The sequence below is a fragment of the Azotobacter tropicalis genome, assembly GCF_059739045.1.
Genome location: NZ_AP046060.1, coordinates 188,399 through 201,725, shown reverse-complemented (window position 1 = coordinate 201,725; position 13,327 = coordinate 188,399). Strand labels below are relative to the sequence as shown.

12 protein-coding genes and 3 pseudogenes are annotated in these 13,327 nt (G+C 63.0%); 6 read left to right on the top strand and 9 right to left on the bottom strand.

What is annotated here, in order from left to right:
• Window positions 1–34: 34 nt before the first annotated feature.
• The 6 genes from Atro_RS22940 to ssb form a co-directional block, all read right to left on the bottom strand.
• Window positions 35–406, bottom strand: a complete 372-nt coding sequence (locus tag Atro_RS22940) for a hypothetical protein (RefSeq protein ID WP_497927764.1) — start codon at window positions 404–406, stop codon at window positions 35–37.
• Window positions 407–556: 150 nt separating this feature from the next.
• Window positions 557–841: a hypothetical protein gene (locus tag Atro_RS22935; RefSeq protein ID WP_040107235.1), complete on the bottom strand. Its 285-nt coding sequence runs from the start codon at window positions 839–841 to the stop codon at window positions 557–559.
• A 104-nt stretch (window positions 842–945) separates the two neighbouring features.
• On the bottom strand, window positions 946–1,455 hold the full coding sequence (locus Atro_RS22930; RefSeq protein WP_497927763.1) for a hypothetical protein: 510 nt from the start codon (window positions 1,453–1,455) through the stop codon (window positions 946–948).
• The gene (locus Atro_RS22925; protein WP_497927762.1) at window positions 1,436–1,615 is read right to left on the bottom strand and encodes a hypothetical protein; all 180 of its coding nucleotides are present in this window, start codon (window positions 1,613–1,615) and stop codon (window positions 1,436–1,438) included. The genes Atro_RS22930 and Atro_RS22925 overlap by 20 nt, the downstream gene beginning before the upstream one ends.
• Before the next feature lie 136 nt (window positions 1,616–1,751).
• Window positions 1,752–2,897 (bottom strand): recombinase RecT, encoded by a 1,146-nt coding sequence (locus Atro_RS22920; protein WP_497927761.1) that lies wholly within the window; start codon window positions 2,895–2,897, stop codon window positions 1,752–1,754.
• Window positions 2,898–3,050: 153 nt separating this feature from the next.
• Window positions 3,051–3,545, bottom strand: a complete 495-nt coding sequence (gene ssb, locus Atro_RS22915; RefSeq protein ID WP_497927760.1) for a single-stranded DNA-binding protein — start codon at window positions 3,543–3,545, stop codon at window positions 3,051–3,053.
• Between the two features lie 451 nt (window positions 3,546–3,996).
• Here ssb and Atro_RS22910 point away from each other — a divergent pair, with 451 nt between their 5' ends.
• On the top strand, window positions 3,997–4,674 hold the full coding sequence (locus Atro_RS22910; protein ID WP_497927759.1) for a hypothetical protein: 678 nt from the start codon (window positions 3,997–3,999) through the stop codon (window positions 4,672–4,674).
• Window positions 4,675–4,859: 185 nt separating this feature from the next.
• Window positions 4,860–5,663 carry an IclR family transcriptional regulator gene (locus Atro_RS22905; RefSeq protein WP_497927758.1) on the top strand — a complete coding sequence of 268 codons (804 nt, stop codon included), beginning with the start codon at window positions 4,860–4,862 and terminating at the stop codon, window positions 5,661–5,663.
• Window positions 5,664–5,713: 50 nt separating this feature from the next.
• Here the strand turns inward: Atro_RS22905 and Atro_RS22900 are convergent, their stop codons facing one another.
• The 3 genes and pseudogenes from Atro_RS22900 to Atro_RS22890 all read right to left on the bottom strand — a co-directional run bounded on the left by Atro_RS22900 (window position 5,714) and on the right by Atro_RS22890 (window position 8,878).
• Window positions 5,714–7,180, bottom strand: coding sequence for a CoA-acylating methylmalonate-semialdehyde dehydrogenase (locus Atro_RS22900; RefSeq protein ID WP_497928005.1), 1,467 nt, complete (start codon window positions 7,178–7,180; stop codon window positions 5,714–5,716).
• Window positions 7,123–7,662: pseudogene (locus Atro_RS22895) on the bottom strand (iron-containing alcohol dehydrogenase); the annotation flags it as partial. The pseudogene Atro_RS22895 and the gene Atro_RS22900, both read right to left, overlap by 58 nt.
• A gap of 21 nt (window positions 7,663–7,683) precedes the next feature.
• Window positions 7,684–8,878 (bottom strand): annotated as a pseudogene (locus tag Atro_RS22890) (GntP family permease).
• Between the two features lie 564 nt (window positions 8,879–9,442).
• On the opposite strand from Atro_RS22890, the gene Atro_RS22885 reads away from it, so the two are divergent.
• The 4 genes and pseudogenes from Atro_RS22885 to Atro_RS22870 form a co-directional block, all read left to right on the top strand.
• Entirely contained in the window at window positions 9,443–10,282 is an 840-nt protein-coding gene (locus Atro_RS22885; RefSeq protein WP_497927757.1) for an MIP/aquaporin family protein, read from the top strand.
• Between the two features lie 28 nt (window positions 10,283–10,310).
• Window positions 10,311–11,828: a glycerol kinase GlpK gene (gene glpK, locus Atro_RS22880; protein WP_497927756.1), complete on the top strand. Its 1,518-nt coding sequence runs from the start codon at window positions 10,311–10,313 to the stop codon at window positions 11,826–11,828.
• A gap of 105 nt (window positions 11,829–11,933) precedes the next feature.
• Window positions 11,934–12,689, top strand: coding sequence for a DeoR/GlpR family transcriptional regulator (locus Atro_RS22875; protein WP_497927755.1), 756 nt, complete (start codon window positions 11,934–11,936; stop codon window positions 12,687–12,689).
• A gap of 281 nt (window positions 12,690–12,970) precedes the next feature.
• Window positions 12,971–13,309, top strand: a pseudogene (locus Atro_RS22870) (transposase); the annotation flags it as partial.
• Between the last annotated feature and the right edge of the window lie 18 nt (window positions 13,310–13,327).

The following is a 13,327-nucleotide window of genomic DNA, read 5'->3' as shown; positions in this document are numbered from 1 at the left end:
CAGAGGCCACCCGATCGGTACAGGTAACACCGTCTCAAATCCTCCGAGAGCACCTTTGGCTCCAGCCCGAGGTCTTGTAGAACCCCCTGGCGAAGCGGTTGCCCTTCTTCAGCAGGCCACCGACCAGCCCGAACCCGTCGAGCTTGTTCTTGCGGGTCCGGCTGGCCGTGTTGAGCACCGCGGCGAGCCGCTGGTCGATGGGTCCCTGAAGGCTCAGGAACTCACGACCGGCCTGTTCGCCGAGGGCCTGCAAGGCGTTGAACAGTTGCGCATCGGTCGCCTCACGCAGCGTCTCGGTCTTCTCGCGGAAGGCCGAAGGCTTCATGGATGACGCGCCCAGCAACATCGACTCCTGTTCATGCCGCGCCAGGAGGTAGGCCTCTTGGCAGATGTCAAAAGCTTCCATCTCGTTCTCCTTTTCGAGTGCACCGCCCAGGCTCAAAAGCCCAAGCGGTCCCCTCGAGGCGAACGAGTCCCCCAGAGGGGCAGGTTCGCCCCTCGGGGAATTTTTTCTGGCTGGAAGGCCAGCCGTCATGCCGGTCTCAGAGCGCGACGTTCATCGCGCTTCAAGCCCGCACCAGTTGAGCAGTTCGGTTCTGTTCAAGCCGGAGCTCTCGTAGAAGCCTTCTGCAAACGGCCCCTCGTCGAACAGGCAGACATACCGCTGCCCATCGAGACGAACCCGGCGTGCCGCTGCACGGCTCAACGCCTCGATCACTCGCCGGTCCACAGGCAGCGTGCAGCTGAGCAGCAGGTCGTTGCCCGCCTGTCGTCCCAATGCCTTGAGCGCATCGAACGCGCTCGACTGGCCCTCGATCACACAAGCCATGCTGGATCGCATATCCGTTCTCCTTTTCGGTTATCCCGTCGAGGCGAACGAGCCCCAGGGGGCAGATTCGCCCCTCAGGGAATTTTTTTTGCTGGAATTCCAGCGCTCAGCCGGTATCAGCGCGCGGCGTCGCTCGCATACCGGGTATCGATTGCCTCACGCGCGCGCAAGGCATCCTCGTAGCTCATCCGTCCTGCATTGCAGGCCTGAATCACTGCGACGACCTCCATGCCGCGCTGCCACTCGACCGTGGCGGCCAGACGATCCAGCGCTCCCGGATCCGGAAGCGTGTAACCGTCGTCCACCAGGTCGCCCAGGCATTGCTCCACCGAATCGAACGTGCTGTGGCCGGTGAAGCCGTCACGTCGAAACGCCTGCCAGCGATAGCGCCCGGGTTCCGATGCATCGGGGCAGATCATCCCCCAGGCATCATGCTGGCCGTGCTTGAGCGTGAAGCCCATACCCTGTGCGGCCAGCTCACCCAGCAGTGGCTCCAGTACCGCCAACTTCGCCTGGATCTGCTCGATCATCTCGTCCGCACAACAGGCAAGGCCCTCGCCCGTCGCTTTCATCTCCCGCCAGTCCTGCAGCGAAGCCTTCAGACGCTCAGGTGTCGCTGGGCGCATGACTGTGCCCTCCCTTGAAGCCAGAACGCAGTGCCGCAAAAAAGCCGGGATGCTCCTTCTCGGCCATCTTCATCGCTGCCGCGAAGGTTGTGGCCCGACACCGGTACGAAACCCGCTGCCGGGTGCTCATGTCGGTGACGCTCAACAGGTAAGTCCGCATGGTGTGATTCCTTTCTCGTCCCCGAGAAAGGCACACCCCCGGAGAGGGACATGCCCCCTCAGGGTGGGTTTCAAATGGCTGCAGGCCTTACGGCAACAACAGCAACAGGAGGGTCGCGATCAGATCGGCCATGGGTTCACTCTCCTTCGCTCGCGGCCAGGTATTCGCCGGCCTTGAGCTGTTGAAGCGCGTATTGCCGTGCCTCTTCCGGCCAGGTGGAGACGTACTCCTTGGCCGCGGCCCAGCAACCCTGGGCACTGGCGCGGCGAACCAGTTCCGCCACCTTCTTCACCAGCTTTTCAGGCAGGCCGACAGGCTTGGGTTCCGGTTCTTTCGCGGGCATCACCTCGCCTTCGACGGCCTGCGGCTCAGGATCGGCGGCAGGTTCGGCAGCAGGCGGGTCAGCCCTTTCAGGTTCAGGATCGACTTCCGCCGGTTGAGCGGCGGGAGACGGCTCGCTCGCAGCCTCCTCCTGGTTGGAGGTGGGCAGCGGCTCGACCGGCTCGACCTCATCGCTGGCCCCGATCACCCGCTCGACGACCGCCAGCGGCACGTCTTGCGAAGCGAACCCCTCGCCACCGTTGGTGTTGAGGTACTGGATCAGCTCATCCAGCTTGGGTCCCGACTGAGGCCAGTATTTCCTGGCGATCTTGATGGCGCTCTTCTTGGCCATGGCGGCGAAGAAGTCGACCCAGGGGCCTTTCTTCTTCCGCTTCCACAGCTCGGAAGCCTCGCGCGCCGCATAGATTTCCTCGGCGGTGACGGCCTCCACATGGACACGCCCATCGGGCAGCAAGGCCTCGACAAAGGCCCCGACGAACTCCCCACGGTCGGCCTTCTTGTCGAAGGGGTTGAACGTGTGGGTCGGGCTCTGCCGCTTGCCGCGATAGACGAATTCGTCGTTCGCGTAGACCAGCTCGACGATGCAGTCCTTGATGGCGCAATCGTTCACGGCCGCCTTGATCATGCCCCGGTAGGACACGTCCAGGATGACCTGCCCCTCGCGAGGCACCAGGTACGCGAAACCCCGGGCGGGATTCAACGTCAGACCGCACGCGGCGACCTGGCTGAACGCATTGCGCAGACTCAGCGAGTTGCTGAGCGCCACCTTGCAGAGATAGTCGTTATTCATCATCGCCTGCGAGGCATATAGCAACTCATTCTTGAAGGCGACATCCGTATTCGATGTCTTCACCAGCTCAATGAACTTGTCTTCAAGTTTGACCATGATTGCCACTGCATTTTGAAACTCTTTTTGAGTGTCTTTTTGAACTTCGCTCATAACCGTTCTCCTTTCAAAATATTCCTTCAGGGCGAACGGCCCCCAAAGGGACAAGTCGCCCCTCAGGGTTTGGATAGTGCCGGGATTATTCGGCGCTGGTTTTCACAGACTAAAAAGCGGACCTGAACTCAGGTCAGCCATTTTTGAAGTTTCCTAAAAAGGAATATTGTCATCGAAAGAGTCATAGTCGGGCGTCGGCTGGGGAGCCGGCGTCGACTTGTCTGCTCGATTTCCAGATTGACGCGGGCGACTTCCACCTGCGCTTGATTGAGGCTGCGGGGATTGCCCCTCACCTCCGTCTCTGCGCCCGCCCAGCAGCTGCAGGGTGCCGTTCTGGTCGACCACGATTTCCGTGGTATACCGGTCCTGACCGTCCTGTCCCTGCCACTTGCGGGTTTGCAGTTTGCCCTCGATATAAACCTGAGCGCCTTTCTTCAAATATTCTCCAGCGATTTCAGCGAGCTTGCCGAAGAACACTACGCGGTGCCATTCGGTGCGCTCCTGTTGCTGGCCAGTTTGCTTGTCTTTCCAACTTTCGGAAGTCGCCAGCGTAATATTGGTCACCGCATTGCCGTTGGGCAGAGAGCGAGTTTCCGGATCACCGCCGACATTGCCGAGCAGAATGACTTTATTGACACCGCGCGCCATAAGATTCTCCTTTCGGGATAATACGGGGCGGCATTTTCCCCAAGCGGGAGTCTGCGACCCCGATGGGTTGGTTTTTTAAGAGCGTTTTTAAGGTTGATTTATAAGACGGCACCACCCGTCCGCGTAATCACTACGCGACTAAATCGGCAGACACACGCCGGCCAATTTAATTAGGGGAATTCTTGACGGCTTTAATTCAGCCGATTAAGCCACCAGGGCTTGAAGGGCACTGGCCGGAGTTCCGGCAGGCCTATTTAGCGCCGCACAAGGGCGTGGCTGGAGTCTGCAACAGTCCGCTGCCTATTGCAATCGAGCCGCCGCACGCAAATTTGCGGTCGTCCTTCTGTCTGTTCGAGCAACCCAATTTCAAGCCATAAAGTGGCGCGAAATGGCCACACAGGAGCGGATTGGCTTTTCACAATGGGGGCGACTCCATCGATGAGGAACCCCCATGAAACATCCCAGTTTTCTGCTGGCGCTGACCCTCAGCGCGATCGCTGTCGCCGGCTGCGCCAAGGACAAGAAGCCGGAGGCACCACCCCCTCCTACCGAACCGAAGTTCGCCGTCAGCGAATACGAGCCCGACCTGCGCGACTACCACACCAGCTGGGGGCACCAGGGCCGCGGCGGAGCAGCCCTGCGCAAACCCGCCTACCAACACACGGTGAGCCCCCAGGACCAGCTCGATACCCGCTCGGGCCGCCTGCATCCGGAGCTGCAGGTCGCCAGTACGACCCCAGTAGCCATGGTCGCAGTCCCGCCCTCCACTTATGCCAGCAACTGCCAACACGCCGGCAACCCTGTGGTCTACACCGCGCCCGGCTATTCGGTGAACGCCTCGGCCCGTGAACAGGTGAACGACTACATCCGCGTGCGCAACAAGCTGTGCCAAGGGCAAATGCGGCTGACCTATGACGAGTGGCTGACCCTGGTCAACGGCACGCCCAAGGACCTGCCGGTGGCCATTCAAGCTCAGCCCCCCGCGCGTACTCCGGCACAGCCCACACATCCCCTGCGTATCCCCGAAAGCCCCATACAACCCTTGCCTCCCGTGCGCATCCAGGCACAGCAGGCATCCAGCCCCTCGAGAACCCCTTCCAACTCCACCATAGATATCTTTCCATGGTGATCAGCCCTGAGCATAGATAGTCGTAGGCATCGGCGTCTGCAGTGCCACGGCCAGGCTCTGCAGTACGCGCGTCCGTGGAGGTTGGACAGATCAGCCAAGCGAAAGGGAGAATGTAGTCCTATAGCGGTGTTACAGATATGCCGATCACTAAAACGAAAGAGGCTCGATGACAGGAGAGGTTTCGGGTGAGGGATGAACAAGCAGAACACAGGAGCAAGGGGTCCTCCATCTCTCGGGTCCTGGAAATCATCGAGGCGGTCGCGCAGGCAGAGCGTGCGCTTTCTCCGGGCGAGCTGGCCTTCATGCTGGACATCCCCAAGCCGAGCATCCATCGCTTGCTGCAGCAGTTGCAGGCCGACGGCTACCTGCAGGTGGATCTGCGCGGACTGATCGTGCCCAGCGACCGTCTGCAGCGGATCGCCATGGGCGTGCTGTACGCCAGCCGCCACAAGGCGCTGCGCCGTTCGATCCTGCAGCGCGTGGCGAGGGAAACCGGCGAAACGTGCGGCATCGCCATCCCCGATGGCATCGACATGATTTATTACGACCGGGTGCAGAGCAACTGGCCACTGCAGATCCATCTTCCGGTCGGCTCTCATGTCCCGGTCTGGTGCTCGGCCAGCGGCAAGCTCTACCTGAGCAGCTTCTCCAAGACGCGCCGCCAGCAGATTCTGCGCAATCTGCCGCTCACGCGGCTGTCACGAAATACCATCACCGATCCGCAAGAGCTGGAAGCTGCCCTGCAGTCGATCGCCGAAACCGAATTGGGCGTGGACAATGAGGAGTTCATCGACGGCATGGTGGCCTGCTCGGTGCCCATCCGCAGGCCTGACGGGCGCCTGCATGCTTGCCTGTTCGTACATGCGCCGACGTTGCGCCGGAGCCTGGACGAACTCAAAGCGATGGCGCCACTGTTGCGCCACGCTGCGGACGAGTTGGCCGAGCTGCTGCTAGAGGCGCGTCCGCAGGAGGGCATGCAGCCGGCTTGAACGGCCCGCGCTCTGCAGCTGCCCGGTGAAGGACAGCCGTGGGAGCGGGTTCACCGCAGGGTCGGCATGGAGAACTCGGCGCTTTCGCGCAGGCTGGCCGATGGCCAACGCTGGGTGATGGTCTTGCGCCGGGTGTAGAAGCGTACCCCGTCCGGGCCGTAGGCATGCAGGTCGCCGAACAGCGAGCGCTTCCAGCCGCCGAAGCTGTGATAGGCCACCGGCACCGGCAGCGGTACGTTGATGCCCACCATGCCGACCTGGATATGGTCGCTGAAGTAGCGCGCCGCCTCACCATCGCGGGTATAAATACAGGTGCCGTTGCCGTATTCGTGAGAATCGATCAGCGCCATAGCTTCTTCCATGCTAGAGACGCGCACGACCTGCAGCACCGGGCCGAAGATCTCCGCCCGGTAGCTGTCCATCTGCGCGGTCACCCGGTCGATCAGGGTAGCGCCGACGAAGAAGCCCTCCTCACAACCGGAAACTCGCACACCGCGCCCATCTACCACTACCTGAGCCCCTTGGCGCTCGGCGCTGTCGATGTAACCGACCACCTTATCCCTGTGCTGCTGGGTGATCAGGGGGCCAAAGTCGTTGCTACGCTCATGATGGATGCCGAACTTCAGGCCTTCCATAGCTTCTTGCAGTCTGGCGACCAGCGCATCGGCCACCGCCTCGCCGACCGCCACGGCCACCGAGAGCGCCATGCAGCGCTCGCCGGAGGAGCCAAAGGCGGCGCCCAGCAACGAATTGACTGCGTTGTCCAGATCGGCGTCGGGCATCACGATCGCGTGGTTCTTCGCACCGCCCAGCGCCTGGCAGCGTTTGCCGTTGGCCGCAGCGGTCCGATAAATGTATTCGGCGATGGGCGTCGAGCCGACGAAGCTGACCGCCTGCACGCGCGAATAGTGCAGCAGGGTGTCGACCGACTCCTTGTCGCCGTTGACCACGTTCAGCACGCCCGGTGGCAGACCGGCTTCGTGTAGCAGTTCGGCAATGAACAGAGTCGAGCTGGGATCGCCCTCGGAGGGCTTGAGAACGAAGCAGTTGCCGCAGACGATGGCCATGGGAAACATCCACAGCGGCCCCATTACCGGGAAATTGAACGGGGTGATGCCGGCCGCTACGCCCAGCGGCTGGAACTCACTCCAGGAATCGATACCCGGACCGACGTTGCGACTGTGCTCGCCCTTGAGCAACTCTGGCGCGCCACAGGCGTACTCGACGTTCTCGATGCCGCGCTGCAACTCGCCAGCGGCATCATGGACGATCTTGCCGTGCTCCTCGCCGATTAGTTGGCAAATCCGGTCGGCATTCTGCTCCAGTAGCTCCTTGAAGCGGAACATGATCCGCGCGCGCTTGATCGGCGGGGTGTCGCGCCAGGCAGGGAAAGCCGCCTGGGCGGCAGCGATGGCCTCCTCCACCGTGGACTTGGCAGCCAAGGCCACCGCCCGCCCAGTGGCGGGATTGAACACGTCCTGGGTGCGGGCGGCGGCATGAAGCCGATTCCGGCACAGAGCATTTTTTCATCGCTGGCCTCGTCGGTGATGATGGTGAATCGGGTCACCTCGGAGCTGGTGCCGGCCGTGGTGGGGATAGCGACAATCGGCAGGCCGGCCTCGTTTACCTGGCGCGGGAAACGGTAGTCGCGGATCTGCCCTCCATGCCGGCCGAGAATGGCGATGGCCTTGGCGCTGTCGATCGGGCTGCCACCGCCGAGGGCAACCAGGGCGTCATAATCACCGTCGCGCACCTTCGCCACGCCCGCCTGGATAGAAGCAGCGGTGGGTTCGGGGACGGTATCGGCGAACAGCTCGCAGGCAATGTCGCGCTCGGCCAAAGTCGCCTGGAGGCGTGCGGTGTAGCCGAGCTGCACCATCATCCGGTCGGTGACCAGTAGCGGCCGCTGGCAACCGAGGGCGACCAACACATCGGGGAGTTTCTGGCTGGCGCCGGCGCCGATTTCCATGATGCGCGGCAGTATGGCTTGCACGGACATAGAGTTCTCCTCAGGAAGGAATCAGAAGGCACCGAAGGCGGTACCGAGGGTGATCACCAGCGCCAGAGCCAGCAGCGGAATCGCCACCGCCACGACGAAGATGTCGGGATAGGATTGCCGGTGGGTAAGCCCGCAGATCGCCAGCAGGGAGATCAGCGGGTTGTTCGGCGACAGCCCGACGAGGAAGTCGCGCACGATCACGAAGGCGCTCAGCGAGGCGATTACCGAGCCATAGCCCACCTCCGAGGCGGTGTTGAAGATCGGCAGCAGCGAGCCCAGGGTGCCCTTGTTGAGGGTGTCCTTGAGGTCCGCCCAGCGCCGCCAGTTGACGGCGATCATCACTAGGCAGGCGAGCGCCCAAGGCGCAGATGATCGACCAGATGCCGAGCACTGCACCGAGGGTGGTGGAGCCGAACTTCTGCTGCGCCAGATAGCTATGGTCCAGTGTCGGGATCAGATACTTGGTGAACACGAAGTTGCCCAGAATCACCAGCACGATGGGCAGCAGCGCCAGGCCGATGCCTGGCCCGGCGATCGCCCCCTCCTCTGCCGCTGCATCGTCCACGTGCGTGCCGAAGCCCTCGCCGGTGATCCTGGCCTGCAGTGCCCGGCGGTTCAGCCAGAACATGCCGCCGATCAGCATGACTCCTGCGCCGAGGATGCCGAGTACCGGCGCGGCGAAGGCGTCGGTGCCGAAAAAGGGCATCGGGATGGCGTTCTGGATCGCCGGCGTACCGGGCAGCGCAGTCATGATGAAGGTCAGCGCGCCCAGGGCGATGGCGCCGGGAATCAGCCGCTTGGGCATGTCCGCTTCGCGGAACAGGGCGGCCGCGATCGGGTAGATGGCGAAGCCGACGACGAGCAGCGAAACCCCGCCGTAGGTGAGGATGCCGCAGGCCAGCACGATGGTGAGGATTGAGCGCTCACTACCGAGCCGGCGCACCAGCCAGTGGGCAATGGCCCGGGCCGAGCCGGAATCGTCCATCAGCTTGCCGAAGATGGCGCCGAGCATGAACAGCGGAAAGTATTTGACCACGTAGTTGCCCAGGCTCTGCATGAACACTTGGGTGTAGGTACCGAGCAGAGTGCCGCTTTCGCCGCTGAGCAGTACAGCGAGCAGCCCCAAGGTGGGCGCGAGGACCAGAACGCTGATTCCCCGGTAGGCGAAATACATGAGCAGAACGAGGGATATGACTATCCCGGAGATGGCGAGCATAGCGTTTTCCTTTGTTGTTTTTATATAAAACGATACGATTTTTATCGTTATTCACGAGTAAATTTATGTCAAGCCAGGTTTTGGCATGGCCAGGATGGCCTCACTCGCCGCTCTGGCATTGGATGCAGGAGAGCATGAAGCGGGGGGATCACAGGAGAGGGGGGCTTGGTGAGGCACGGTCCAATGGCCTGCAGCGGGCAGGCACTGTCATGTTGTAAGCAGTTAACGGCGATACCGCACGGCTCTTGTTCATGAGATTTCGCTCGAGCATCGCTCGGTGTATTGGCGCTACCAAACGGGCTCAAGACGACAAGTGACACCTTGAGGAGGTGATCGTGATCCTTAATGGCAGGAAACACGGGCTGTGGCAGGGCGCGGGATCAACACGACGAGCTATTTGGTGTATTAGCACAATGCCGGCACGAGACAGGGAAAGCCCATGTGGTATTGACCCAATACCGGGCTTAAGAAGCGTTGACATTGTTCATTTGCGAGTATAATTTTTTCGCAAACGAAAAGGCCCACAAGGCCCAACAACAAATACAAAAATGAAGGAAGGCCTCTATGCATGACATGCGTTCCCCCACGCTTCTCGGCCAATGCCTGGCCGAATTCATCGGTACCGCCCTGCTCCTCTTCTTCGGAACCGGCTGTGTCGCTGCCCTGGTGGTCGGCGGCGCAAGCCTTGGGCTATGGGAGATTAGCCTAATCTGGGGCCTGGCCGTCAGCCTGGCGATCTATCTCAGCGCCGGCGTTTCCGGTGCCCATCTCAATCCGGCGGTGAGCATAGCCCTGTGCCTGTTCGCCGGCTTCGATCGCCGCAAGTTGCCGGCCTATATCCTGGCTCAGTTGGCGGGCGCCTTCTGCGCTGCGGCGCTGGTCTACTGTCTGTATTCGAACTTATTTTTCGCTTACGAACAAAGCCATCAGATCGTGCGCGGCAGCCAGGCCAGTCTTGCGCTGGCCTCGGTATTCTCTACCTATCCCAATCCCCTGCTTTCGGTCGGCCAGGCCTTTGCCGTGGAGACGGTGATCACCGCTATCCTGATGGCTGTCGTCATGGCCCTGGCCGACGATGGCAACGGCCTGCCACGCGGTCCGCTGGCACCGCTGCTAATCGGCCTGCTGGTGGCGGTCATCGGCGGCTCGATGGGCCCGCTGACCGGCTTCGCCATGAACCCGGCCCGCGACCTCGGTCCCAAGCTGATGACCTTCCTGGCCGGCTGGGGCGATATCGCCCTGACCGGCGGACGCGAAATACCCTATTTCCTCGTCCCCCTGACCGCACCGCTGCTCGGAGCCTGCCTGGGCGCGGCGGGCTACCGCGGACTGATCGCCCGCCACCTGCCCAGCCACGCCAAACCGGAAGAAACCACCCAGCCGGCCTGCAAGGCCAGAGCCTGATCACCCCGTACTCCAGAAGGCCAACGCCATGACCCAAACCAACAACAAGCAGTACATCGTCGCCCTGGACCAAGGCACCACCAGTTCGCGAGCCATCGTGCTCGACCGCGACGCCAATATCGTCAGCGTGGCACAGCATGAGTTCACGCAGATCTACCCACAGTCGGGCTGGGTCGAGCACGACCCCATGGAGATCTGGGCCACGCAGAGCGCCACCCTGGTGGAGGCGCTGGCCCAGGCCGGTATCGACCACCGACAGGTGGCGGCCATCGGCATCACCAACCAGCGCGAAACCACGGTGGTCTGGGACAAGCAGAGCGGCCGGCCGATCCACAACGCCATCGTCTGGCAGTGCCGGCGCAGCGCGGTGATCTGCGAGGAGCTCAAGCGCGACGGCCTAGAGGAATATGTCCGGGAACACACCGGCCTGGTCATCGACCCGTACTTCTCCGCCACCAAGATCAAGTGGATCCTCGACCACGTCGAGGGCAGTCGCGAGCGGGCGCGGCGCGGCGAGTTGCTGTTCGGCACCGTCGACTCCTGGCTGATCTGGAAGATGACCCAGGGCCGGGTGCACGTCACCGACTACACCAACGCCGCGCGCACCATGCTCTTCGACATCCATGCGCTGGACTGGGACGCGCGCCTGCTCGAGGCCCTGGACATCCCGCGCGAGATGCTGCCACAGGTGCGCCCGTCCTCCGAGGTCTACGGCCATGCCTTCATCGCCGGCTGCAACGAGGACGACGGCATCCCCATCGCCGGCATCGCCGGGGACCAGCAGGCCGCGCTGTTCGGGCATATGTGCGTGGAGGCCGGCCAGGGCAAGAACACCTACGGCACCGGCTGTTTCCTGCTGATGAACACCGGCGCCAAGGCCGTGCGCTCGGCCCACGGGCTGCTCACCACCATCGCCTGCGGACCGCACGGAGAAGTCGCCTACGCGCTGGAGGGGGCGATCTTCAATGCCGGCTCCACGGTGCAGTGGCTGCGCGACGAGCTCAAGCTGATCGACGACTCGTTCGACTCCGAATATTTCGCTACCAAGGTCAAGGACAGCAACGGCGTCTACCTGGTGCCGGCCTTCACCGGCCTGGGCGCGCCCTACTGGGACCCCTATGCGCGCGGCGCGGTGTTCGGCCTGACCCGCGGGGTGAAGGCCGACCACCTGATCCGCGCCGCGCTCGAATCCATCGCCTTCCAGGCCTGCGATGTGCTCGACGCCATGCAGCGGGACGCTGGCGAGCCGCTCAGGGCGCTGCGCGTGGACGGCGGCGCCGTGAGCAACAACTTCCTCATGCAGTTCCAGGCCGACCTGCTCGGCACGCCAGTCGAGCGCCCGGCGGTGAAGGAAGTCACCGCGCTCGGCGCTGCCTACCTGGCCGGCCTGGCCACCGGTTTCTGGAGCGGCCTCGACGAGCTGCGCGACAAGGCGCGGATCGAGCGGGTATTCGAACCGGCCTGCTCCGACGAGAAGCGCGAGGTGCTGAATGCCGGCTGGAAGAAGGCGGTGGCGCGCACCCGGCGCTGGACCGAGGACGACTGAGCGCGGAGCGGAGTCTTTTCGTTGCACCAGGCAGGGTACCCGGGCTGCGGCGGTTGGTCCGGGCGTCCGCTGGGGTATACTCCGGGCGCAAACAAGGAATGCCGCATGAGCCTAGCGCCCCGCCAACAGAACATTCTCGACCTGGTCCGCGAACGCGGCTACGTCAGCATCGAAGAACTGGCCCACTCCTTCACCGTCACGCCGCAGACCATCCGCCGCGACATCAACCAGCTCGCCGAGCAGGGGCTGCTGCGCCGCTATCACGGTGGCGCCGCTTACGACTCTAGCGTGGAGAACACGGCTTACACCATGCGTGCCGGCCAGATGCACGACGAGAAGCAGCGCATCGCTGAGGCTATCGCCACGGCCGTGCCGGATCATGCTTCGCTGTTCATCAACATCGGCACCACCACCCAGGCGATCGCCCGCGCCCTACTCGGCCATCAAGCACTGAAGGTGATCACCAACGACCTGCACGTGGCCGGCATCCTCAGTGCCAAGGAGGATTTCGAAGTGCTGGTCGCCGGCGGCAAGGTGCGCAACGACGGCGGCATCGTCGGCCAGGCTACGGTGGATTTCATTCAGCAGTTCAAGGTCGACTATGCCTTGGTCGGCATCAGCGGCATCGACGAGGACGGCAGCCTACTCGACTTCGACTTCCGCGAAGTGCGCGTTTCCCGAGCCATTCTCGATAACGCGCGCCAAGTGTTTCTCGCCGCCGACTCAAGCAAGTTCGGGCGTAACGCCATGGTTCGCCTCGGCTCCATCACTCAGGTCGATCGTGTCTTCACCGACGCCCAGCCTGCCCCCCAGCTGCTCCAGTTGCTGACCGAACACAAGGTCAAGCTGGAAGTCGTCTGACGGCACTAGGCCGCTCGGTGGGTTACGACCTGCGTCCTAACCCTCTACGACTGAGCCGTTCGACAGCCGTCGCCCTAGAGCGTTTTCGTCCTGACTAGCGGTTATAGCCAGACCGGAATCGGGCAGCCACGCTGAACAGAAAGCAGGGGTTCGGCAACCGCGGGAGGTGGCTCATGGGTGGCGTCGAGGGCAAGCCTACGGGCAAGATCTGCGCGATCGGGTACTGGCGGCCGACGGCCCGGTTCGCGAGGTGGCCAGGCGCTTTGCGGTGAGCGAGTCCTATGTGGCGCAGGCACGCTCGCGGCAGCAACTGGGCCAGCTCAGTGCCGGGGTCCAGTGCAATCACGTCCCTCTTCGGCTCCAGGGGCTCGAAGGGGCGTTTCGACGAAACCTGGGCGAGCACGAACATGAGTCCGGGCCGGGGACGTTCGCCGCGCGGGCGGCGTTGCCCGGGGCAGGTGCCCCAGGGTCATTGGAAGACGACCCCCTTCGTCTGTGCGCTGCGTAGCGAAGGGCTGGTCGCTCCGCTGGTTCTCGACGGGCCGGTCAACGGGCGGGTGTTTCGCGCCTGGGTCGAGCAGGCGCTGGCGCCCAGTCTGGGCGTCGGAGACATCGTGGTGATGGACAACCTCGGCTCG

Bases quoted from the DNA above. Each gene is read 5' to 3' on its own strand.
- Atro_RS22910 (WP_497927759.1), top strand. From the start codon at position 3,997: ATGAAACATCCCAGTTTTCTGCTGGCGCTGACCCTCAGCGCGATCGCT.
- Atro_RS22920 (WP_497927761.1), bottom strand. From the start codon at position 2,897: ATGAGCGAAGTTCAAAAAGACACTCAAAAAGAGTTTCAAAATGCAGTG.
- ssb (WP_497927760.1), bottom strand. From the start codon at position 3,545: ATGGCGCGCGGTGTCAATAAAGTCATTCTGCTCGGCAATGTCGGCGGT.
- Atro_RS22925 (WP_497927762.1), bottom strand. From the start codon at position 1,615: ATGCGGACTTACCTGTTGAGCGTCACCGACATGAGCACCCGGCAGCGG.
- Atro_RS22935 (WP_040107235.1), bottom strand. From the start codon at position 841: ATGCGATCCAGCATGGCTTGTGTGATCGAGGGCCAGTCGAGCGCGTTC.
- Atro_RS22940 (WP_497927764.1), bottom strand. From the start codon at position 406: ATGGAAGCTTTTGACATCTGCCAAGAGGCCTACCTCCTGGCGCGGCAT.
- Atro_RS22875 (WP_497927755.1), top strand. From the start codon at position 11,934: ATGAGCCTAGCGCCCCGCCAACAGAACATTCTCGACCTGGTCCGCGAA.
- glpK (WP_497927756.1), top strand. From the start codon at position 10,311: ATGACCCAAACCAACAACAAGCAGTACATCGTCGCCCTGGACCAAGGC.
- Atro_RS22930 (WP_497927763.1), bottom strand. From the start codon at position 1,455: ATGCGCCCAGCGACACCTGAGCGTCTGAAGGCTTCGCTGCAGGACTGG.
- Atro_RS22885 (WP_497927757.1), top strand. From the start codon at position 9,443: ATGCATGACATGCGTTCCCCCACGCTTCTCGGCCAATGCCTGGCCGAA.